Genomic DNA, 20829 nt, shown 5'->3' on the forward strand with positions numbered 1-20829 from the left:
CGCCATGGAATGGATGGATCTGATGAGTTCTTCGGCGTTCTGGGTGGCGGTGCTGCGCCTGGCGACGCCGCTGATACTGGGCACGCTGGGCGTGCTGCTGTGCGAGCGCGCGGGCGTGCTGAACCTGGGCATCGAAGGCATCATGGCCGCCGGCGCCTTCACCGGCTGGCTGGTGGTGTACCTGGGCGCGCCGCTGTATGTGGGCGTGCTGGCGGCCGCGCTGGCGGGCGCGGTGTTCGGACTGCTGCACGCGGTGCTGACCGTGCCGCTGGGCCTGTCGCAGCACGTGTCGGGCCTGGGCGTGACGCTGCTGGCCACCAGCCTGAGCTACTTCGCCTACCGCGTTACCTTCCCCAGCGTGACCACGCCGCCCACGATCACGCCGTTTGCCGAAATGAAATTCCTGGACGGCATTCCGCTCATCGGCCCGGTGCTGGCGGGGCAGACGCCCATGACCTTGCTGGCGCTGGCCGCGGTGCCCATCCTGGCCTGGGTGCTGAACCGCACGCCGGTCGGCCTGGCGATCCGCATGGTGGGCGAGAATCCGGCCGCGGCCGAGGGGCAGGGCCTGTCGGTGACGCGCCTGCGCATGGGCGCCATCGTGGCGGGCTCCGCGCTGATGGGCGTGGCCGGCAGCTTCCTGACGCTGGCGGCGTTCAACGCCTTCTTCTTCAACATGGTCAACGGCCGCGGCTGGGTCTGCGTGGCGCTGGTCGTGTTCGCGTCCTGGCGGCCCGGCAAGGCACTGCTGGGCGCGTTGATCTTCGCCTTCTTCGACGCGCTGCAATTGCGCATGCAACAGGGCGGCGCGGCCTTGCCCGGCCTGCCCGAATTGCCGTATCAGGTCTACCTCATGCTGCCCTACGTGCTGTCCATCCTCGCGTTGGTGGTGATGGCGCGCCGCGCCGCCTACCCGCAGGCGCTGATGAAGCCCTACCGTAAAGGAGAGCGCTGAAGATTGCGCGCAGTACCATGAACAACAGAAACCTTCCGCAGGGAACACCATGCTCGACCTGATTTTCAGACACTGCACGCTGCCCGATGGCCGTCAGAACATCGACATCGGCATCGCCAACGGCCGCATCGTGGCCATGGAGCCGGCGCTGAAGGCCGAGGCCGCGCAGACCGTGGACGCGGCGGGCCAACTGGTGGCGCCGCCCTTCGTCGACGCGCACTTCCACATGGACTCCACGCTGTCCTTCGGCCTGCCGCGCGTGAACCAGTCCGGCACGCTGCTGGAAGGCATCGCGCTATGGGGCGAACTCAAGCCGCTGCTGACCCAGGAAGCGCTGGTCGAGCGCGCGCTGGCCTATTGCGATTGGGCCGTGGCGCGCGGCCTGCTGGCCATTCGCTCGCACGTGGACGTGTGCGACCCGCGCCTCTTGGCAACCGAAGCGCTGCTGCACGTGCGCGAGAAGGTCAAGCCCTATCTGGACCTGCAACTGGTCGCCTTCCCCCAGGACGGCGTGCTGCGCGCCCCCAGCGCCCTGGACAATCTCAAGCGCGCGCTGGACATGGGCGTGGACGTGGTGGGCGGCATTCCGCATTTCGAACGCACCATGCAGGACGGCGCGGAATCGGTGCGCATCCTCTGTGAACTGGCCGCCGAGCGCGGCCTGCGCGTGGACATGCATTGCGACGAAAGCGACGATCCGCTGTCGCGCCATATCGAGACACTGGCGTATCACACGCAGCGCCTGGGCCTGCAAGGCCGCGTCACGGGTTCGCACCTGACGTCCATGCACTCCATGGACAACTACTACGTCTCCAAGCTGATCCCGCTGATGCGCGAGGCCGGCGTGGCCGCCATCGCCAATCCGCTGATCAACATCACGCTGCAAGGCCGCCACGACACCTATCCCAAGCGCCGCGGCATGACGCGCGTGCCCGAGCTGCTGGCCGCCGGCGTGCCGGTGGCCTTCGGCCACGATTGCGTGATGGACCCCTGGTACAGCCTGGGTTCCGGCGACATGCTGGAAGTGGCGCACATGGGCCTGCACGTGGCCCAGATGACGGGCCAGGACGCCATGCGCGCCTGTTTCGAAGCCGTCACCACCACGCCCGCGCAGATCCTCGGCCTGGACGAAACCGGACTGGCAGTCGGCAAGCGCGCCGACCTGGTGCTGCTCCAGGCGCGCGACGCGGTAGAAGCGCTGCGCCTGCGCGCTACCCGCCTGATGGTGCTGCGCGCCGGCCAGGTGGTGGCGACCACGCCGCCCGCCACCGCGACCCTGAACCTGCCCGGCCGTCCGGCCTCGGTCAGCTTCCAGACACTGGCCCGCTGAGCGCGCAAGGCGCGGCGGCCGTGCCGCGCCTTACTTCAACGGCAGGCAGATGCGCGTCTGCAGCTGCGCCGGCGGCGTGGTGCGGGGATCGTTCAGATACTGCTCGAACATCGGAAAGTCCGCCGGCACCTCGCCGCTGCCGGGCAGCCATTCCGAGAACATCCAGTTGTAGGGCTTGTCCATCTCGTTGTACGGCCCGGTGTAGGTCAGGATCGCGCAACGCCCTTCCGGAATCTCGAAGCGTTCCAGCTCCGCGCCCAGGTCGGCGTCGGGCGCCACCGACATGCCGGCCATGGAGCGCAGCTGGCTGGCCGGCACCTGCTCGGGGTCGTCGAAATACACGCCATAGCCGATGGAATCCGGCTGCGCCAGGCCGCGGCTGACGGCCAGCATGAAGGCGCGCGCGAACAGCGGGCCGATTTCCTGATAGCTGCCGCGATGTGGCAGGACCGCCAACGTTGCGCCGGGAAAAGTTTCGATCTTGATGGGATACATGCCTAGCTCCTGGGGGTCGAAGGGACGGGAGCGGGCCGCCCGGTAGCGCCCCGGCGAGATGCCGAAGGTCGCCCCGAATGCCCGGTTGAACGCCGCGTCCGACTCATAGCCGGCGCGCTGCGCCACCTCGCGCAAGGAAGCCTCGGAATTCCCCAACGCCACCGCCGCGCGGTGCATGCGGATGCGCTGCACGGTAGCGTTCACCGTCTCTCCCATCATGGCGCGGTAGACGCGATGGAAGTGGTACGGCGACAGGCAGGCCAGCTCGGCCAGCCGGTACAGGTCCGGGTCGGCGTCAGGGTGGCTTGCCAGCCAGCGCAGGACGGGCTCCAGGCGCTGGCCATAGTGGTTCAGGGTTGCGGGCTTCATACGGTCTCCTTGGAGAGCAATGTAGCGGGCCGGCCTTTGCAGATTTTGCGCTTTTGGGCCCGCCCGGGACAGGAGCCGTCAGCGCCCGATTTCCTGGTTCCAGCGCGCGTTGAACGCGGGCCGGGTCTCGTTGATCTGATCCCAGTTCGGTATCTTGGCGTTCGACATATAGCCCTGGAATCGCTGCAGCGCGTCCGCGTGGTCGGCGGGCGCCAGCACGTTGCGGTTGGATGGAAAGTGCCCGCCCATTTCCAGCGCCTTGGTCTGCGCCCGCTCGGACAGCAGATACAGCGCCAGCTTCTGCGACAGCTCCGGTTCGCTGTTGCCGGCGACGACGCACTCGCCCACCATCAGGATCATCGAGCCCTCCCTGGGTTGCGCGTATTCGACGTGCACGCCGCGCTTCTTCAGGCGGGTGATGGCCGTAGGCGTCCAGGGAAACAGCACTGCCTCGTCGGCCTGCACCATGTCTGCCAGGCGCGCCGAATCCGGCAGGTATTCGCGCACGTTCGGGCCGACCACGGTCGGCCACTGCGCGAAGCCCGGTCCGTAGTTCCGGTCGTCGCCGCCCAGGATGCGGTTGATCATCAGGAACGCATGCAGGCCAAAGGTGCTGCTCGAAGCCGACTGGACCACGACCTGGCCCCTGTACTTCGGATCGGCGAGGTCCATCCACGACGTCGGCGGCGCCCAGCCTCGCTCCGCGAACACCTTGGTGTTGTAGCCCAGGCCGGTCATGCCGATATCGATGCCCGCGGCCATGCGGTCCTTCTTCACCGCGGTGGGATACAGCTCCTTCAACACCGGATCGTCATCGAGCTGCGCGCACAGCCCCATGGATATCGCGCGCGCCATGATGCCGTCGTCCAGAAACATGAGATGCAACCGCGGCTTGTCCTTTTCGGCTTGGGCCCGCGCCAGCACCTCTGTCGATATGCCCGGCTCCACCACGATCCGGACGTTATGGGCACGCTCAAAAGCCGGAAACACATGTTGCGTGAACACCCGCGCCATGTCGCCGCCGTTCATGCCCACATGCAGCGTGGTCTGCTGCGCCGCGGCCCCGGCCGACAGCAACGCCGCCAGCGCTGCGCCCAGCAGCCGCTTGCCCGCGCCCGGGCGGCGCGACTCGTCTTGTTTGTTACGCGTCATGGAGGCTCCTGCGTTTGCTCATGCGCTCTTCCAGAGCGGTGCGCCAACGAAAAAAGCCTGGCACGCTACCGTATCCAGGCTTTTTCTCATGGGCCGCCGAACCGTTCAGTTCGGGTAGGTTCCGGGCAGCAGGATGCTGCGGTCGCCGGGCTCGATCGAGCGACGGCCGCACAGCGCCATCGTCGTATCCATTTCCTTGTACAGGAGCTCCAGCACGCGGGTCACGCCGGCCTGGCCGTAGGCGCCCAGGCCGTACAGGAAGGCGCGGCCGATCATGGCGCCGCGCGCGCCCAGCGCCACGGCCTTCAGGATGTCCTGGCCGGAACGCACGCCGCCATCCATCCACACTTCGATCTTGGAGCCGACGGCATCGGCGATCGAGGGCAGGGCGGCGATGGACGACATGGCGCCGTCCAGCTGGCGTCCGCCATGATTGCTGACGATGAGCGCGTCGGCGCCGCTATTGGCGGCAAGTTGCGCGTCCTCGACGTCCAGGATGCCCTTGATGATGAGCTTGCCGCCCCAACGCTGCTTGATCCATTCGACGTCGTCCCAGCTCAGGCGCGGGTCGAACTGTTCGGCGGTCCACGCCGACAGCGAGGACAGGTCGCTCACGCCCTTGGCGTGGCCGACGATGTTGCCGAAGGTGCGGCGCTTGGTGGCCAGCATGCCCATGCACCAGCGCGGCTTGGTGGCCAGGTTGATGAGATTGCGCAAGGTCGGCTTGGGCGGCGTCGACAGGCCGTTCTTGATGTCCTTGTGGCGCTGGCCCAGGATCTGCAGGTCCAGCGTCAACACCAGCGCCGAGCAGCCGGCGGCCTTGGCGCGGTCGATCAGGTTGGCGACGAACTCGCGGTCGCGCATCACGTAGAGCTGGAACCAGAAAGGCTTCTTGGTCGCGTGCGCCACGTCTTCCAGCGAGCAGATGCTCATGGTGGAGAGCGTGAAGGGCACGCCAAAATCCGCCGCCGCCTTGGCCGCCAGGATTTCTCCGTCGGCGTGCTGCATGCCGGTCAAGCCCGTGGGCGAAATCGCCAGCGGCATGATGACATCGTGGCCCACCATGGTGGTGCGCAGCGACCGGCCTTCCATGTTCACCGCCACGCGCTGGCGCAGCTTGATCTTCTGAAAATCGCTTTCGTTGGCGCGGTAGGTGCCTTCGGTCCAGGCGCCGGAATCCGCGTAGTCGTAAAACATGCGCGGCACGCGCTTCTGCGCAATGGCGCGCAGATCTTCGATGCAGGTGATCGTAGAAAGGTTAGCGGTCATGGAGTGGTCTATGGAGTGATGGGGCGCCAGCTGCGGCTCATTATTGTTAGACGCCGGGCCGCCAGCTGCGGGCAGCTCCAGCGATTGCGCGGGCCTCCCAGGGTCCGCAACGCCGCCCAGTATACGCGCCGAGGCCGGCAAGCGTCGCTTGCCGGCCTCGTTCGCCCCCCTTATCGCAGGGACTCTTGCGGCCCCTGCGCCCCCGTTATCGCGGCCAGACCTTGGACACTGCCCGGATCGTGGCCCAAGCCACCCAGCGCGGGCTGGTCAGCCGCGCGCCCGGCAGGCGGCGCATCACGTCCACGGCCAGTCCGCCGCGCTTGTGCCACTGCTTCTTGCGGGTCTGGCTGTCGGTCCAGCGGCCTTCCAGCCACGGGAACTCGCGACGTCCAGGCTTGTAGACCGGCGGCGTGTTGTAGATAAGGATGTAGGCCAGGCGCGGCGACGGCGAGGTGTTGGGCCCGGTGAAGTGCAGGGTGCGCGCGTCGTGCACCGTGATGCCACCCGGGTCCAGCGGTTCCGGCACCGCCTGATCGCGGGCAAAGTCGCCGCAGCATTCCAGTGGATGCAGGGTCTTGTCGCCGCCCGGCGACCGGTGCTCCAGCACATCCCATTTGTTCGAACCCGGGATGAACTGCATGCAGCCGTTTTCCGTCGTGGCCGGCTGCAGCGCCAGCCAGATGCTGAGTTCGTTGTAGATGAAGTCCGGCGAGCGGAAGGCCTCGTCCTGGTGCCACGGGGTTTCCGGTCCGTGCGGGCCAGGCTTGAGCAGGGCGTGCTCGCCGTACAGGGCGGCTTCCGGCCCCAGCAGCTGGCGCGCCAGTTCCAGGGTGCGCTCGTGGTACTCGGTCTTCAGGAGGCCCGGGGCATAATGGCGCGGATCGTGCAAACTGGGAAACTTGGCGGGTTTGGACGGGTCGTCGCGGCTCACAAAGTCATACTGCGCACCCTCGTTGTAGCCGGTCTTGTTCGCGAACAGGTCGAGCAGCGTCCTGCGGATGTAACCCACCTCGTCCTGCGGGCACATGTCCTTCAGGGCCAGGTAACCCTGTTCCCTGTACCGCGCTGTCTCAGCTTCCGACAACAAACTGGTCTCTTCCATAATGGCTTCTCCAAGCTCTGGTAACGGTGTTCCCGTTGGCACGTTTTGACATGAGCTCTAACGTATCGCCAGCCGCCCCCCGGGCCTATAGACCATCCGCCGTAGTCACTACCGTCTACGTACATCGCCGAGCTCGGCGCCTCATCCAAGAGAGAAACAATGCAAGACCCTAAAGCCGATACCCATATCGAGACCGTGCACGTCACCGTCACCGGCGCCGTGCAGGGCGTGGGCTACCGCCACGCCACGGTCCGGCGCGCCCACATGCTGGGCGCCACGGGCTGGGTGCAGAACCTGCCGAACGGGACGGTCGAAGCCATGGTCCAGGGCACCGCCGACCAGGTCGACCACATGCTGGAATGGTTGCGGCGCGGCCCCCCGGGCGCCAGCGTGGAAGAGATCACCACCCGCCGGGAGTACAGCGATAAGCGTTACATCCGTTTCGAGCAGCTGTGAGGCCGCCGGCCGTGCTCGCCTTTATGGCTTAGTCTGGTCGGCTGATAAGGCCGTCGAGGGAAAAGATGGCGCCTGCCGGAGGGCTCAGCGCGTGCGCAGCCAGCGCCCGCCCAGCTGATTGAAAAGCAGGCCGGCCAGGACGCCAGCCACGCCCAGCCATTGCAAGGGCTCCAGGCGCTCGCCGAAGGCCATGGACGCGGCCCACAGTCCCACCACGGGAACCAGCAGCGAGAATGGCGCGATCTTGGCGGCGGCGTGGCGCGTCAGCAATTGCGTCCATAGCGTGTAGGCCACCAACGTGGCCAGCACCGCCAGGTACAACACCGACAGGACCTCGCCCCAGCCCATGCCGACAACCATGCCCGCCACCGGCTCCCAGCCGTCGATCAGCACGGCCAGCAGCAGGAAGGGCAGCACCGGCGCGGCGCTGCTCCAGGCGATGAAGGCAAACGGGTCGTAGCCGGGCGACTTGCGACTGGCCAGCCGCACGATGATGTTGGACACGGCCCACATGAACGCGCCGCCCAGCGTCAGCGCAAAGCCCAGCATGGTCATCTGGCCCGGCCCCTCGCCGCGCCCGCCGGCGATGACCGCCAGCCCCAGCGCCGCCACGCCCAGCCCGATCCAGTGATGGCGCTGCGCACGCTCATGCAGGAGCGGCGCGGCCAGCAGCAGCGTGAAGAAAGCCTGCGTCTGGATCACCAGCGAAGCCATCCCCGCCGGCATGCCGAACTTCAGCGCGGTGAAGAGCAGCCCGAACTGGCCCAGGCCCTGCACCAGCCCGTAGGCCGCCACCCAGTGCCACGGCAGGCGCGGCGCGCGCACGAAGAGAATCAGGGGGAAGGCCGCCAGCGCGAATCTCAGGGCGCCCAGCAGCATGGGGGAAAGGCCCCGCATGCCGACTTTCATGGCGACGAAGTTGGTGCCCCAGATGACCACGACCGCCAGTGCGCAGAGATAGTCTTTTCGGGAAAGATGGGTCGTGGTCATGCGGCATTATCGCATCGCGCCCAACCCGCGGAACGGAGCAGATCAGCCGGCGTTCAGCACCGTTTCGAAAGCCCGCACGGCCGCGTCGATGTCGATGTCGGCGATGTGGCGATGGGTCACGCAGCGCAGCCGCGTGCGGCCCCAGGGGCGCACCAGCAGGTCCGCCGCCTGCAGCGCCGCGACCCATTCCGTATTGCTCTTGCCAGAAGCGGCAGTCTCGACCTGCACGATGTTGGTCTGCGGCTCGGTGGCCGAAATGGCCGGCCCCAGGCGGTTGATGCCCGCGCTGAGGCGGCGCGCCCGGGCATGGTCCTCGGCCAGCCGCCCGCCCATCGTCTGCACGCCTTCCAGGCCAGCCGCCGCCATGATGCCCGACTGGCGCTGCGTGCCGCCCAACATGCGGCGCAGCACGCGCGCGCGGGCCATGACAGGCTGGCTGCCGGCCAGCACCGCGCCTACCGGTGCGCTCAGGCCCTTGGACAGGCACAGGGACACCGTGTCGGCATGGCAGGCGATCTCGCCCGCCGCCACGTCCAGCGCCACCGCCGCGTTATACAGCCGCGCGCCATCCAGGTGCACAGGCGCTCCTGCCGCCCGCGCCATGCCGTGCACCGCCTGCATGTGGTCCAGCGGCAGCACCGCGCCGGCGGCATTGTTGTGCGAGGTTTCCATGGTCACCAGCGCCGTCTTCAGTCTGTGGCCGCCGGACTGCAAGGCTTCCTCCAGGCGGTTCAGGTCCATGGCGCCATCAGAACCAGGCACGCCCAAATAGAACGAGCCGGTAAACGTAGCCGCGCCGCGCTCGGACGTGTACATATGGGCGGCTGATTCCAGCACGACCTGTTCATTGCGCTGTGTCTGCGCCAGCACCGCCAGCAGGTTGGCCATGGTGCAGCTGGGCACGAACAACCCGGCTTCCTTGCCCAATTGCGTGGCCACGTATGCCTCGAGCTCGCGCACGGTGGGGTCGCCGTCCAGGCCGTCATCGCCGATGGGCGCGGTGCGCATGCGTTCGTACATGGCCGCGGTGGGATGGGTGACCGTGTCGCTGCGCAGGTCGACGGGTGCGCGGGCGGCGGCGGAGTGGGTCTGGGTCATGGCTATCAGTGCTGCAGGATTTTGGAAAGAAACTGGCGCGTGCGCGGCGCACGCTCCTCCACATCGCCGAAGAACTGCTCCTTGTCGCAGTCTTCCACGATCTTGCCGCCGTCCATGAAAATCACACGGTCGGCGACGCGGCGGGCAAACCCCATTTCATGGGTCACCACCATCATCGTCATGCCCTCAGCGGCCAGGTCGGTCATCACGTCCAATACCTCGTTGACCATCTCCGGATCCAGCGCCGAGGTCGGTTCGTCGAACAGCATGACCACCGGGTCCATGGACAGGGCGCGCGCAATCGCCACGCGCTGCTGCTGGCCGCCAGACAGTTCGCCGGGATGCTTGTCCTTGTGCGCCGACAGGCCCACGCGCTCCAGCAGGGCCAGCGCGCGCTGGCGGGCCTCGTCCTTGCCGCGCTTGAGCACCTTGAGCTGGCCCAGGCACAGGTTCTCGGTCACCGACAGGTGCGGGAACAACTCGAAGTGCTGGAACACCATGCCGGCCACCGCGCGCAGCTTGGGCAGGTTGGTGCGCGGATCGCCCACCGAAATGCCGTTGACCTGGATCTCGCCCTTCTGGAAGGGCTCCAGCGCGTTCACGGTCTTGATCAGCGTGGACTTGCCCGAGCCCGACGGCCCGCACACCACCACGACTTCGCCGCGGTCCACTGTGGTGGAGCAATCGTCCAGCACCTGGAAGTCGCCGTACCACTTGCTGACCTGCTTGATCGCTATCATCGGGGGCTGGGAAGAGAGTTGCATTGTTGGAACCTGTGGATAACTGGAAGGGCTGCGCTAGCGCAGCACCCGCGTACGCTTTTCCAGCAGCTTGACCAGGCGGGACGCCGTGAAGCAGATCACGAAATACACCACCGCCACGAACAGATAGAGCTCCACCAACCGGCCGTCGCGCTGGCCGATCTTGGCCGCCGCGCCGAGGAAGTCGGTCAAGGACAGCACATACACCAGCGAGGTGTCCTGGAACAGGATGATGATGCGCGTCAGCAGCGCCGGCAGCATGTTGCGGAAGGCCTGCGGCAGCACCACATAGCGCATGCCCTGCCAGTGATTCAGGCCCAGCGCCATGCTGGCCGACACCTGTCCGCGCGCGATCGACTGTATGCCCGCGCGCATGATCTCGCAGAAGTACGCTGCCTCGAACAGCGTGAAGGTGATCACCGCCGAATTGAACGCCCCCACGCGCAGCGGCGTGGGCGACCCCACCACCCAGGCGGCAATGTAGGGCACCAGGAAATAGAACCAGAAGATCACCAGCAAGAGCGGAATCGAACGCATCACGTTCACGTAGATGCCCGCCGGCACCGACAGTATCTTGAAGCGCGACAGCCGCATCATCGCCAGCAGCGTGCCCAGCGCCAGGCCCATCACGCCCGCCAGCACGGTCAGCGTCAGCGTGAACGTCATGCCCGTCTTGAACAGATAGGGCAGCGCCGCCCAGATCACATCGAAATCGAATTTGCCCATGTCGCTACCCTAGGGCCTTTTCGCCGAACCGATCAGTCCGGGAACCGCGACATGGCGTTCCAGCAGGCGCATGCCCAGCACCACCATGCCGTTGATGATCAGGTAGATCACCGTGGCCGCAGAAAACGCCTCGAAGATATGGAAGCTGAACTCCTGCATGGAACGGGCCTGTCCCGTCAGTTCCAGCAGGCCGATGGTCAGCGCCACCGAGGAATACTTGATGGTGCCCATGAACTCGGAGGTCAAGGGCGGCAGCACGATGCGGAAGGCTTCCGGCAGGATGATGTAGCGGTACACCTGCGTCTCCGTCAGGCCCAGCGCGGTACCCGCCTGGAACTGGCCGCGCGGCAGCGACTGTATGCCCGCGCGCACCTGTTCGGCCACCCGCGCCGATCCATAGAATCCCAGGCACAGCACCGCCGGCACGAACTGGCCCCAGGGCTGCGGCATCTGCTTCATGGCCAGGCCCCATGCATGCGGCAGCAGCTCGGGCAGCACGAAATACCACAGGAACATCTGCACCAGCAGCGGGATGTTGCGGAACACCTCCACATACGTCGCGCCCAGCGCATTCAGCAGGCGCGAACTGGCGGTGCGCATCACGCCCAGCCACGCCCCGAACAATAGCGAGAACACCCATGCGGTAAGGGCCAGCGCCAGAGTCCAGCCCACGCCGATGAAGATCGTCTCCAGGAAGGTATGCACGCCGTTCGGCGACATTTCCAGGAAGACGCTCCAACTCCAGTTGTAATTCATCCTCGTCCCTTGATGAGCACACCGGCCGCGCCTGGCGGCCAGCATCCTTGCCCGGCAGTGCGCGGGACGTCCGGCGTCCCGCGCGCAGCCTGCTTACTCGTACGCCTTGGGATCGCCGGAATCGGTCGGATTGGCCAGCGCGCGCTTCAGGGCATCGCTCATCGGGTACTTCAGGTTGATCTGCTTGGGCGGGATCGGCGCATTGAAGTACTTGTCGTAGATCGCGGCCACCTTGCCCGTCTTGATCAGATCGCGCACCGCGTCGTCCACCACCTTCTTGAAGGCCGGATCGTCCTTGGGCTCCATGATGCCGTAGGGCGCCATTTCCAGGCCCTTGGTGCCGATCACGAAGGCGTCGGGATTCTTCGACGAGGCCACCGCGCCGTAGGCGATGCCGTCATCGTTGGCCGAACCCGCGGCGCGGCCCGATTCCACCATCAGTATGGTTTCGGCGGTGTCCTTGGTCGGCGCCATGGTGATGCCCAGGTTGCCCTTGGCATTCAGCTGCGAGATCAGCCGGAAGGTCTGGCCGCCAGCCTGCGCGGCGATGGATTTGCCGCGGAAGGATTCCAGGTTGTTGGGGTCCACGCCGCCGTCCTTGCGCGCCACCAGCACCACCTGCGCCACGAAGGTCGTGGGCGCGAACGACACCAGCTTGTGGCGGTCCAGGTTGTTGGTGGTGTTGCCGCATTCCAGGTCGATGGTGCCGTTGGCCAGCAGCGGAATGCGCGTGGCGGAAGTCGTCGGGTTGTAGCGCACCTCCAGCTTGGGCAGCTTCAGGGCGGCCTTCACGTACTGGGCGACTTCCTGGCAGATCTCCACCGTGTAGCCGATCGGCTTCTGGTTGCCGTCGAGATAGGCGAAGGGGACCGAGGTCTCCGGGTGGCCCAGCGTGATCACGCCGGTTTCCTTGATCTTGTCCAGGCGGCTGGGGCCTTCGGCGTGGGCGGAGGCGGCGCTACCCAAGAGGGCCACGGCGGCGGAGATCGCAGCAAGTGCTTTCATCTGATTCCCTTGGCGCCGTTCATGCGGCGCGTGCTTATGTTCACGATCAGCGGATCCGGCCAGGCCGGCAACCGCCTCGTCCCGCGATGAGCCCCGCGGCTGGCAAAAAGTATCAACTAGCGGTATGGTTTTATCCAGTTCCAATCAAGTATTCCTCTATACGGATTTGACATGGCCATTCCACGGATGGGCCTGAGGCACATCGAGGCGTTCCGCGCCGTCATGATGACCGGCTCAATGACCGCCGCCGCGCGGCGCGTGCACACCTCGCAGCCGCACGTTAGCCGCTTAATTGCGCAATTGGAAGCCATTACCCAGTTCGCCTTGTTCGACCGCAACGGCAGCCGCCTGACGCCGACGCAGGACGGGTCGCGCTTCTTCCAGGAAGTGGAAAAGACCTTCATCGGCCTGGCCGGCCTGGAATCGGCGGCGGCCAGCATCCGCTCGTTCAGCGCCAGCCGCCTGAGCGTGGCCGCCATGCCGCGGCTGGCCGGCGGCCTGCTGGCGCGCATCGTCGCCGCCTTCAAGACGGAATACCCGGATGTCATGGTGTCTATCCATTCCGGCAACGCCAGCACGGTGCACAACTGGATCAGTTCGGGGTTTTGCGACACGGGGCTAGCCATGCTGTCGGGAGACTCCCCCGGCATCCAGGTCGAACCCGTGCTGACGATGAGTTGCGTGGCGGTGTTGCCTAAGGGCCATCGCCTGGCCAAGCTGAAAAAGCTCAAGCCCGCGGACTTCGCCGGCGAACCTTTCGTGGCTTTTACCAGCGGCACGCCGCTGCGCGAGAAGATCGACGCCGTGTTCAAGACGGCCAAGGTCGAACGCCAGACCGTGGCCGAGGCCGGCCTGGGCTCGTCCATCTGCGCCCTGGTCGGCGCGGGCCTGGGCGTGGCGCTCATCAACCCGCTGGCCGCGCGCGAGGAATACACCGCCCACAACGTCGAGATCCGCCCCTTCAGCCCGGCCGTGCCGGTGACGGTGGCGCTGCTCTATCCGCCGTATCACACGCGGACGCGGCTGGTCAGCGTGTTCTCACGCTATGCGCATCAGCTGATGCTGGAGGAGATGGGGGATTTGAAGGCGCGATCAGGGCGCTGACAGCCGCGCCCCAGTCTCCAGTGCTATCCGCGGCCCCGCTCCAGATACCGCTCGGCCTCGCCCGACAGCTTCATCGCCTCCCATTGCGCCAACGTCAGCTGCGGCATCTGAAAGGCCGCCTGCGGCCGGCAATACCAGCCCGGATTGTGCAGGCGCGCCAGCAGGTCCATCGCGGGGCCATCCAGATACAGATGTTCCCGGTCCGCCACCACGTCGTCGCGCACGTGCATGGCCGCCACTTGCGCCACGATCAGGCTGCGGCGGTCGATGCGCATCAGTTCATGCACGCGGCACTCGAACGCCACCGGCGACTGCGCTACCCAGGGCACCTCGATGCGCCGCGATGGCGATAGCTCCAGGCCGGCTTCGCGGGACTCGTCCACGCCGGGGGGAAAATCCACCGCCGTCACATTCATCCGGCCGGCCTGCGGCGCGGACACCAGGCTTACCGTGAACTCGCCGCGTTCGGCGATGTTGCGCGCGGTGTCCTTGGGCGCGTCGCCGCGCACGCCGATACCGACGCAGATCAGCGGCGGATCGCCCGACATCAGGTTGAAAAACGAGAACGGCGCCACGTTCGTCGTCCCTTCGGCGTCCCGCGACACGATCCAGGCAATGGGCCGCGGCACGATCGCCGCGGTCAGCAGCTTGTAGCGGGCGGGGCCCGCCAGGTCGTTCAGATCGATGAACATGGCTTATCCCAGGCCTCTCAGCCCTGGCCCTGCTTGGGCGCGGCGCCTTGCGCGGCCTTCGCGTCGGCGAAGGCGCGGTCGCTGCGCTTGCAGCGGCAGCGGCCGATCTGATGCAGCTCGATCAGGTTGCCGACCGGGTCGCGCAAAAACAGCTGCATGAGCTCGGGCGCCGCCACATTGTCCAGCTTCCAGTAGTCCACGGCCAGGCGCTGCAGTTCCGCCTCGGCCGCCGCGATATCGCGCACCGCCAGCGCCACGTGGTTTTCCACAGGGTCACAGCCCGGGCCTTGGGAATAGGGCGACGGCCCGTCGCTGCCCAGCAGATGGATCTGGCAGTCGTTGCCCATGTCCAGGAAGTACCCGGCAATGCCCGGAATCTCCCAGCGGCCCCGGTCCGTGTCCAGTCCCAACACATCCCCATAGAACACACCCATGGCCGCGACTTTATCCAGCGGCATGCGCACGGCGTGATGATGCAGCTCCAGAACTTCCAGCGCCATTTGTCTCTCCTTGGTTTTCATCGGCCTGCGCCCACGCGCGGCCAAGGCTGGAATGTTGGTCCCGGCCCGGACGCCGGGGAATGCCGTCCGGCGCAATCGAGAAGTGCATCAGACGCAACCCTGGAGCGCCCATCCGGTTTATCCGCCGCGCTATGCTAGGCCGCATGAAACCGCTAGACCTGAACCTGCTATTGACCCTGGATGTGCTGATCCAGGAAGGCAGCGTCGTCGGCGCGGCGCGCCGCCTGAACCTGAGCACGCCCGCCATGAGCCGCAGCCTGGCGCGCATCCGTGAAGCCGTCGGCGACCCCGTGCTGGTGCGCTCCGGCCGCGGCCTGGCGCCCACGCCTCGGGCGCTGGCGCTGCACGAACAGCTGCGCCACGTGATCGAACAGGCGCAGGCCGTCTTCACCGCCTTCGGCGAAGACGTCAATCTGGCGACCCTGACGCGGGTCTTCACCTTGCGCGCCAACGACGTTTTCGTGGGCGGTTACGGCGGCCGGCTGCGCGAGCACCTGCGCCGCTACGCGCCTCGCGCCGTGCTGCGGTTCGTCTCCGAAGGCAATCACGACGCCGACGCGCTCAGCGGCGACGCCGACCTCTATATCGGTTCTTCGCAGAAGTTCGGCGCCGACATCAAGGTGCAAACCTTGTTCACCACCGCCTTCTGCGGCCTGGCGCGCAACGAACACCCAATCTTCAAGGCCCCCATCACCCCGCAGCGCTTCTGCGCCTACGACCACGTCAGCGTCTCGCGCCGGGGACGCGCGCAAGGCCCGATCGACGACACCGTGGCCGAACTCGGGCTGGCGCGCCACGTCACGCTGATCACGCCCACTTTCCATGCCGCGATCTTCGCCCTGGCCGATTCCGACCTGGTGCTGCCATCCATGCCCGAGAACCTGATGCCCGGCGTCGAACGCCTGGGCCTGAAGCTGCGCGCCTTCCAGGTGCCGGTGCCCATGCACCCGGTCACCGTGGTGCAGGCCTGGCCGCCGCGGCTGGACAGCGACCCCGCGCACCGTTGGCTGCGGCAGACGATCAAGCAGGTCTGCGGCACGCCCGCGGAGGCTTCCTCGACCCCGTAAAAATAGGGTTCCTGGCCTTTCCCTCTCCTGTATACTGCCTCACAATTGTTCAACAATCCTGGCATTGGATCCAGGAGCGTTTCCAGGAGGCAGGCCATGTCGAATTACCCCGCGGCGTACCAGGTGAGCAAGGGTTCGGTATTGAATGTGGACCGGGATTTCTACCGGACACTCGTCGCCGACCCGGCGCGACGCAAACTCGTTGAATCGCACGTCGTTCCCATCCGCAGCGGCTTCGCCTGGAAAGTCCCCGCCGGCCATGTCTTCCGCATCGTCACACTAGAAGGCCCGCAAGTCGCGGACTTCAATATGTGGAACCTGCACAACCCGCGCGAACGCATGTGGGCATCCCGGACCCGCCAGCTGCAACAGGCGCATGTGAGCACCCACGACCGCATCTGGTCCACGCTGCCGTACCTGCGCCCCATGGTCACGATCACCGATGACACGCTGGCCGGCTATGGCACGGACAGCGACGGCGGACGGGTGCACGATCTGCTGGGCACGCGCTGCGATCCCTACGTCAACAAGCTGCTCAGCGGCGAGGACTTCCACTTCCATTGCCATTCCAACCTGACGCGGGCCGTGGCGCCGCATGGCCTGACAGAATTCGATGTCCACGATGTTCTCAACGTGTTCCAGGTCACCGGGCTGAACGACGACGACAAGTACTTCATGAAGGCATGTCCTGCCAAGCCGGGCGACTATCTGGAGTTCTTCGCCGAAATGGACCTGCTCTGCGCCTTGTCCACCTGCCCCGGCGGCGACCTGTCCGTGCCGATGTGGGGCCCCGATGCGCGCGATCCCATCGATGTGTGCCGTCCCCTGGGCGTGGAGGTCTATGCGCTGGATTCCGCCCTGCTGCAAGGCTGGACACCGCCCGAGGTTTCACCGTATAAGGGCGTCCACGGACTGCACCCTGAAAAGGTCGAGTGGAAATAACAACAACAGGCGCCCGGCCCCGCCGCGGCGCCTTGCCAGGAGCCCATGCCATCATGCCCGCCGAACGCGACAGCGGAATCTCGATCGCCGAACGCATCAGCCACCAACTGCGCGATGACATCATGGAAGGCAAGTTGCCACCCGGCACGCAGCTGGTCGAAGTCGATCTGGCTGCTGACTATGGCGCATCGCGCAACACGATCCGCGAAGTCCTGCATCAATTGGGCCGCGAAGGGCTGGCCACGTTCATCCGCCACAAGGGGGTCGTGGTCCGCCGCATGGAGCGCAAGGACCTGCGCGAGATCTACGCGGCCCGCCGCGCCCTGGAACTGCAGGCCATCGCCGGCAGCCTGCCGTTGCAGCCCGCCTTGCTGGACAAGATGCTTGCAGCCATTGACGCCGCCGAGCGCGCGCTGTCCAAGAAAAAATGGCGCAATGTCGGCACGCTGAGCCTGCAGGTGCACCAGCACATCGTCGCGCAGCTGGGCAGCCGCCTGCTGGACGAGTTTTTTCATACGCTCTGTGCGCAGTTGCGGCTGGTATTCGCGTCCGAGGTCGACGAAAGCCTGATCCAGACACCCGACTGGATCGAACGCGAGCGCCGCATCCACGGCCTGCTGGTGGAGGGCCGGCGCGACCTGGCCGCACAAGCCCTCACTGACTATCTCGACGATTCCGAACGCACGCTGATGGCCGTGCTGACCCGCCTCAAGCAGCAGGCCAAATAGGGACCGCAGGACGCGGTCGACGGACAGGCGCCTACGCGCGCGCCTCCGTTTCAGGTTCGGCATAGCTGCCGTCCGCCCGGTGCGTCTCCTGTCCGCTCAAAGGCGGATTGAAGACGCAGACCAGGCGCAGGTCTCCCTTCACGGCCCGCAGCACATGCTGGTCGTTCTTATCCAGCGCGTAGAGGGTGCCCGGCCGTATGGCGTGCGTCGCGCCCGTGGCGACGTCCAGCACTTCGCCTTCGCCTTCCATGCAGTAGTTCGCCTCGTAGTGATGCTTGTAGTGCAGGTGCAGCTCGGCGCCTTCGAAAACTCGGGTTTCGTGCACCGAATACCCGATGCCGTCGCGCTTGACGATGATGCGCTTGCTCTCCCAGCCCGGTCCCCGGGCGTGGCGTTCGGTGTCGGTCAGGTCGTCGCTGTGGATAACTATCATGGATCAGGTCCGCGTATGGGTGAAAAAAATCAATGCCGGCGGCGCGAGGCCGATACGAGCGCGTCTTCGATCTGCGCGGCGGCCAGCAGCAAGGCCCGGTCACCGCCGCGCAGGCCGGTCGCCATCAGCCCCACCGCTTGTTTCGCGGCCGGATCGCCCGGCATGGAAATACTGGGCAGGTCCAGGCGATTGGCGAATTCCGTCAGGCTGAAAGCCCGGCCGTTCTCGCGCAGATAACTGTCGTTGTCGTCCAGCCGCGCGAGCGGCGGCGGCAGCATGGGCACCGTCGGCATCAGCACCGCATCCGCGCCCGCGATGGCGCAGTCGTACTCCCGGCGCAGGTCCGCCAGCCGGCCTTGCGCCGCTATATAGGCATGCGCCGGCACCTGTGCTCCCAACAGCATGCGCGGCCCCACGCGGGGATCGTAGCGGGCTGCGTCCGTCGCCAAGCGGGACGCATGCAAGGCATACGCGTCGGCCGCTATGATGCCGCCGTCGCGCGCCGCCTTGCCGGCCAAGGCCAGGCAAGGCATGGGTTCGCGGCGCAGCGCGGCGCCCGCATCCATCAGGCATTCCAGCCATCCGGCGAAGGCGTGCCTGACTTCCGGTTCCAGCAGGTCCTCCACGTGGTCCGGCACCACGAACACCTTGCTCGCCAGCGGCGTCGCGCCGTGTACGCCCGATGCCGGCTTGGCGGCATCCCAAGGCGCCAGCACCTTATCCACAAGCAGGCACCGCGCAGCGTCCGCGGCGATGATGCCGGGCACATCGAAGCTGGGCGACAGGTACATCATGCCCGCGTCCTCATAGCGGCCGCGGGACGGCTTGAAGCCGGCGACGCCGCAGAACGCGGCCGGAATCCTCGCCGATCCGCTCGTATCCGAGGCCAGAGCCAGGCTCACCATGCCCTGCGCCACCGCCACCGCGCCGCCGCTGCTGGAGCCGCCCGCGACACAGGGCTCGTCAGCCATCAGCGGCGATAGCGGCGTGCCGTAGCGGGCGTTCAGGCCCAGCGCGCCGTAGGCGAATTCGGTCATGTTGTTCTGCGCCAGCAGCACTGCGCCCGCGCGCCGCAACGCATGCACCAGCGCAGCGTCCCGCCTGGCGGGCGGCGCATCGGCCAGCACCCGTGAACCCGCGTGCGTCGTCCATCCGCGCACGTCGAAGCAAGCCTTCACGCCCAGTACCATGCCGGCCAGCGGCTCGTCGTCCGGCGCTATTGCGCGCAAGGCGTCCCGCGCCCGCGCCTCGGCCAGCGCGTCCTCGTCGCGGCGCGCCACCAGGGCGAGAGCCGCGCTAGCGGGATCCGCCGACGCCCGCTTCAGGCAGTCCGACACCGCGCGCAGGGATATGTCGCACCGCTCAGGAGACATGGACATGGCTCAGGAAATCCTTGACGCGCGGGTCCGCGCTAGCCAGCACAGCGGCCGGCGGCGCATCCAGCAAGACGCGGCCGGCCTCCATGAACACCACGCGATCGGACACCTTGAATGCGAACCCCATCTCGTGTGTCACGATCAGCATCGTCATGCCTTCGCGCGCCAGCGTTTCCACTACCTTGAGCACTTCGGCCACCAGTTCCGGATCCAGCGCCGATGTCGGCTCGTCGAACAGCATGATGGAGGGGCGCATGGCCAGCGCGCGGGCGATCGCCACGCGTTGCTGCTGACCGCCGGAGAGCTGATGCGGATACTTGTGCGCGTGATCCAGCATGCCCACTTTGTTGAGCAGGACCAGCGCTTCGCGGCGCAATACGCCGGCGCTGCCGCGTCCGTGGTACTCCGGCGCCAGCATCACGTTTTGCAGCACGGTCTTGTGCGGAAACAGGTTGAAGCTCTGGAACACCATGCCGATATCAAGGATGCGGTCGCCGGGTCCCGCCTGCGCGCCGGCCTCCGGCGATCCCAGGAAGGGTTTTCCATGCAACAGCACCTCGCCGCCGTCCAGCGTCTCCAGGCCGTTCAACGTACGTATCAATGACGTCTTGCCCGAACCAGACGGACCGATGATGCTGATGACTTCGCCGGCCTTGACCGTCAGGTCTATGCCCTTGAGCACTTCATGGTCGCCGAAGCGCTTGCGAGCCTGCCGCACTTCCAACGCAGGCGCGTTGCCGGCGGCGGTCAGCGCCGCTCCGGACTGCCCTTCCTGGATCTCGCGCCGCGCCGCTTCGTCCAGCGCCAGGGGCTTGGGCGCGCGTCGCAGAATGTTCATATGCGACTCCAGCCAGCCCAGCAGCTTGTCGAACAGCGTGACGATCAGCACGTAATACAGCGCCACTGCCAGCATGGTCTCGAACACCAGGAAGTTCTGCGTGTACAAGCGTTGCCCGACCAGCAGGATCTCGGCCAGCGAGATCACCGATACCAGCGAGGTCAGCTTGGCGATCGTGATGAACTCGTTGCTCAGGGCGGGCAGCGCGATCCGCAACGCCTGCGGAATCACGATCATGCGCTGGATGCCGGCATAGCGTATGCCCAACGCCCGTCCAGCCTCGATCTGACCGCGCGGCACGCCCAGGATGCCGCCGCGATGGATCTCGGCGATGAAGGCCGTTTCGCTCACCACCAGGGCGGTCAGGCCGGCGTAGAACGGGTCCGACAACAGCGCGCCCGCCGCAGGGAACACCTGCGGCAGGTTGTAGATGAACACCAGCAGCACCAGCAGAGGCAGGCTGCGGAAAAACCAGATGTACAGACCCGCCAGGCGGCTGACGAACGGATTCTTCGCCTGCTTCCCCAGCGCCAGCAGGAAACCCGCTGCCACGCCTATCACCCACGTTGCCGTGCTCAGCTTTACCACCACCCAGCACGCCTTCCAGAAGTCGGTGTCCCAGAGCAGGCTGACGGCGTAGTCCCAATCGAAATGCATGGTCGCG

Annotated in this window: 22 protein-coding genes; 7 read left to right on the forward strand and 15 right to left on the reverse strand. The window is 66.5% G+C overall.

Annotation, left to right across the window (positions count from 1 at the left end; translation table 11 throughout):
* Nucleotides 1-4 precede the first annotated feature (4 nt).
* Complete coding sequence (locus WBB14_RS16465; protein WP_424240795.1) at nt 5-955, forward strand: ABC transporter permease; 951 nt, start codon at nt 5-7, stop codon at nt 953-955.
* A 49-nt stretch (nt 956-1004) separates the two neighbouring features.
* A complete protein-coding gene (locus WBB14_RS16470; protein ID WP_424240796.1) occupies nt 1005-2285 on the forward strand; it encodes an amidohydrolase family protein in 1281 nt (426 codons plus the stop codon).
* 30 nt (nt 2286-2315) lie between these two features.
* On the opposite strand, the gene WBB14_RS16475 is transcribed toward WBB14_RS16470, so the two are convergent.
* The 4 genes from WBB14_RS16475 to WBB14_RS16490 all read right to left on the reverse strand — a co-directional run bounded on the left by WBB14_RS16475 (nt 2316) and on the right by WBB14_RS16490 (nt 6672).
* A complete protein-coding gene (locus WBB14_RS16475) occupies nt 2316-3149 on the reverse strand; it encodes an AraC family transcriptional regulator (protein WP_424240797.1) in 834 nt (277 codons plus the stop codon).
* Between the two features lie 78 nt (nt 3150-3227).
* Entirely contained in the window at nt 3228-4301 is a 1074-nt protein-coding gene (locus tag WBB14_RS16480) for an extracellular solute-binding protein (RefSeq protein ID WP_424240798.1), read from the reverse strand.
* Between the two features lie 105 nt (nt 4302-4406).
* Complete coding sequence (locus tag WBB14_RS16485) at nt 4407-5570, reverse strand: alpha-hydroxy acid oxidase (protein ID WP_424240799.1); 1164 nt, start codon at nt 5568-5570, stop codon at nt 4407-4409.
* A gap of 205 nt (nt 5571-5775) precedes the next feature.
* Nucleotides 5776-6672, reverse strand: a complete 897-nt coding sequence (locus tag WBB14_RS16490) for a phytanoyl-CoA dioxygenase family protein (RefSeq protein ID WP_424240800.1) — start codon at nt 6670-6672, stop codon at nt 5776-5778.
* Nucleotides 6673-6831: 159 nt separating this feature from the next.
* Between WBB14_RS16490 and WBB14_RS16495 the strand changes: the two genes are divergently transcribed.
* The gene (locus WBB14_RS16495) at nt 6832-7128 is read left to right on the forward strand and encodes an acylphosphatase (RefSeq protein ID WP_424240801.1); all 297 of its coding nucleotides are present in this window, start codon (nt 6832-6834) and stop codon (nt 7126-7128) included.
* Nucleotides 7129-7212: 84 nt separating this feature from the next.
* Here the strand turns inward: WBB14_RS16495 and WBB14_RS16500 are convergent, their stop codons facing one another.
* The 6 genes from WBB14_RS16500 to WBB14_RS16525 all read right to left on the reverse strand — a co-directional run bounded on the left by WBB14_RS16500 (nt 7213) and on the right by WBB14_RS16525 (nt 12464).
* Nucleotides 7213-8118 carry an EamA family transporter gene (locus WBB14_RS16500; RefSeq protein WP_424240802.1) on the reverse strand — a complete coding sequence of 302 codons (906 nt, stop codon included), beginning with the start codon at nt 8116-8118 and terminating at the stop codon, nt 7213-7215.
* 42 nt (nt 8119-8160) lie between these two features.
* Nucleotides 8161-9216, reverse strand: a complete 1056-nt coding sequence (locus tag WBB14_RS16505; RefSeq protein ID WP_424240803.1) for a threonine aldolase family protein — start codon at nt 9214-9216, stop codon at nt 8161-8163.
* A 5-nt stretch (nt 9217-9221) separates the two neighbouring features.
* Nucleotides 9222-9956, reverse strand: coding sequence for an amino acid ABC transporter ATP-binding protein (locus WBB14_RS16510; RefSeq protein ID WP_207467447.1), 735 nt, complete (start codon nt 9954-9956; stop codon nt 9222-9224).
* A gap of 57 nt (nt 9957-10013) precedes the next feature.
* On the reverse strand, nt 10014-10703 hold the full coding sequence (locus WBB14_RS16515) for an amino acid ABC transporter permease (RefSeq protein ID WP_424240804.1): 690 nt from the start codon (nt 10701-10703) through the stop codon (nt 10014-10016).
* Between the two features lie 9 nt (nt 10704-10712).
* The gene (locus WBB14_RS16520) at nt 10713-11459 is read right to left on the reverse strand and encodes an amino acid ABC transporter permease (protein ID WP_424240805.1); all 747 of its coding nucleotides are present in this window, start codon (nt 11457-11459) and stop codon (nt 10713-10715) included.
* 93 nt (nt 11460-11552) lie between these two features.
* Complete coding sequence (locus WBB14_RS16525) at nt 11553-12464, reverse strand: amino acid ABC transporter substrate-binding protein (protein ID WP_424240806.1); 912 nt, start codon at nt 12462-12464, stop codon at nt 11553-11555.
* A 171-nt stretch (nt 12465-12635) separates the two neighbouring features.
* Between WBB14_RS16525 and WBB14_RS16530 the strand changes: the two genes are divergently transcribed.
* On the forward strand, nt 12636-13568 hold the full coding sequence (locus tag WBB14_RS16530) for a LysR substrate-binding domain-containing protein (protein ID WP_424240807.1): 933 nt from the start codon (nt 12636-12638) through the stop codon (nt 13566-13568).
* Between the two features lie 23 nt (nt 13569-13591).
* Here the strand turns inward: WBB14_RS16530 and WBB14_RS16535 are convergent, their stop codons facing one another.
* Both WBB14_RS16535 and WBB14_RS16540 read right to left on the reverse strand, forming a co-directional pair.
* A complete protein-coding gene (locus WBB14_RS16535) occupies nt 13592-14260 on the reverse strand; it encodes a flavin reductase family protein (RefSeq protein WP_424240808.1) in 669 nt (222 codons plus the stop codon).
* Nucleotides 14261-14277: 17 nt separating this feature from the next.
* Entirely contained in the window at nt 14278-14760 is a 483-nt protein-coding gene (locus WBB14_RS16540; RefSeq protein WP_424240809.1) for a VOC family protein, read from the reverse strand.
* Between the two features lie 164 nt (nt 14761-14924).
* Here WBB14_RS16540 and WBB14_RS16545 point away from each other — a divergent pair, with 164 nt between their 5' ends.
* The 3 genes from WBB14_RS16545 to WBB14_RS16555 all read left to right on the forward strand — a co-directional run bounded on the left by WBB14_RS16545 (nt 14925) and on the right by WBB14_RS16555 (nt 17518).
* Nucleotides 14925-15848, forward strand: a complete 924-nt coding sequence (locus WBB14_RS16545; RefSeq protein ID WP_424240810.1) for a LysR family transcriptional regulator — start codon at nt 14925-14927, stop codon at nt 15846-15848.
* Nucleotides 15849-15944: 96 nt separating this feature from the next.
* Nucleotides 15945-16790: an urea carboxylase-associated family protein gene (locus WBB14_RS16550; protein ID WP_424240811.1), complete on the forward strand. Its 846-nt coding sequence runs from the start codon at nt 15945-15947 to the stop codon at nt 16788-16790.
* Nucleotides 16791-16843: 53 nt separating this feature from the next.
* Nucleotides 16844-17518: a GntR family transcriptional regulator gene (locus tag WBB14_RS16555; RefSeq protein ID WP_332014466.1), complete on the forward strand. Its 675-nt coding sequence runs from the start codon at nt 16844-16846 to the stop codon at nt 17516-17518.
* 31 nt (nt 17519-17549) lie between these two features.
* On the opposite strand, the gene WBB14_RS16560 is transcribed toward WBB14_RS16555, so the two are convergent.
* From WBB14_RS16560 to WBB14_RS16570, 3 genes are read right to left on the reverse strand one after another with little or no spacing between them, the layout of a single operon-like run.
* Nucleotides 17550-17951: an ectoine synthase gene (locus tag WBB14_RS16560; protein WP_332014467.1), complete on the reverse strand. Its 402-nt coding sequence runs from the start codon at nt 17949-17951 to the stop codon at nt 17550-17552.
* 29 nt (nt 17952-17980) lie between these two features.
* On the reverse strand, nt 17981-19330 hold the full coding sequence (locus WBB14_RS16565; protein WP_424240812.1) for an amidase: 1350 nt from the start codon (nt 19328-19330) through the stop codon (nt 17981-17983).
* On the reverse strand, nt 19314-20822 hold the full coding sequence (locus WBB14_RS16570) for an amino acid ABC transporter permease/ATP-binding protein (protein ID WP_424240813.1): 1509 nt from the start codon (nt 20820-20822) through the stop codon (nt 19314-19316). The genes WBB14_RS16565 and WBB14_RS16570 overlap by 17 nt, the downstream gene beginning before the upstream one ends.
* Nucleotides 20823-20829: the final 7 nt, after the last annotated feature.

This window comes from Achromobacter sp. (genome assembly GCF_049647645.1).
Taxonomy (GTDB): Bacteria; Pseudomonadota; Gammaproteobacteria; order Burkholderiales; family Burkholderiaceae_B; genus Achromobacter.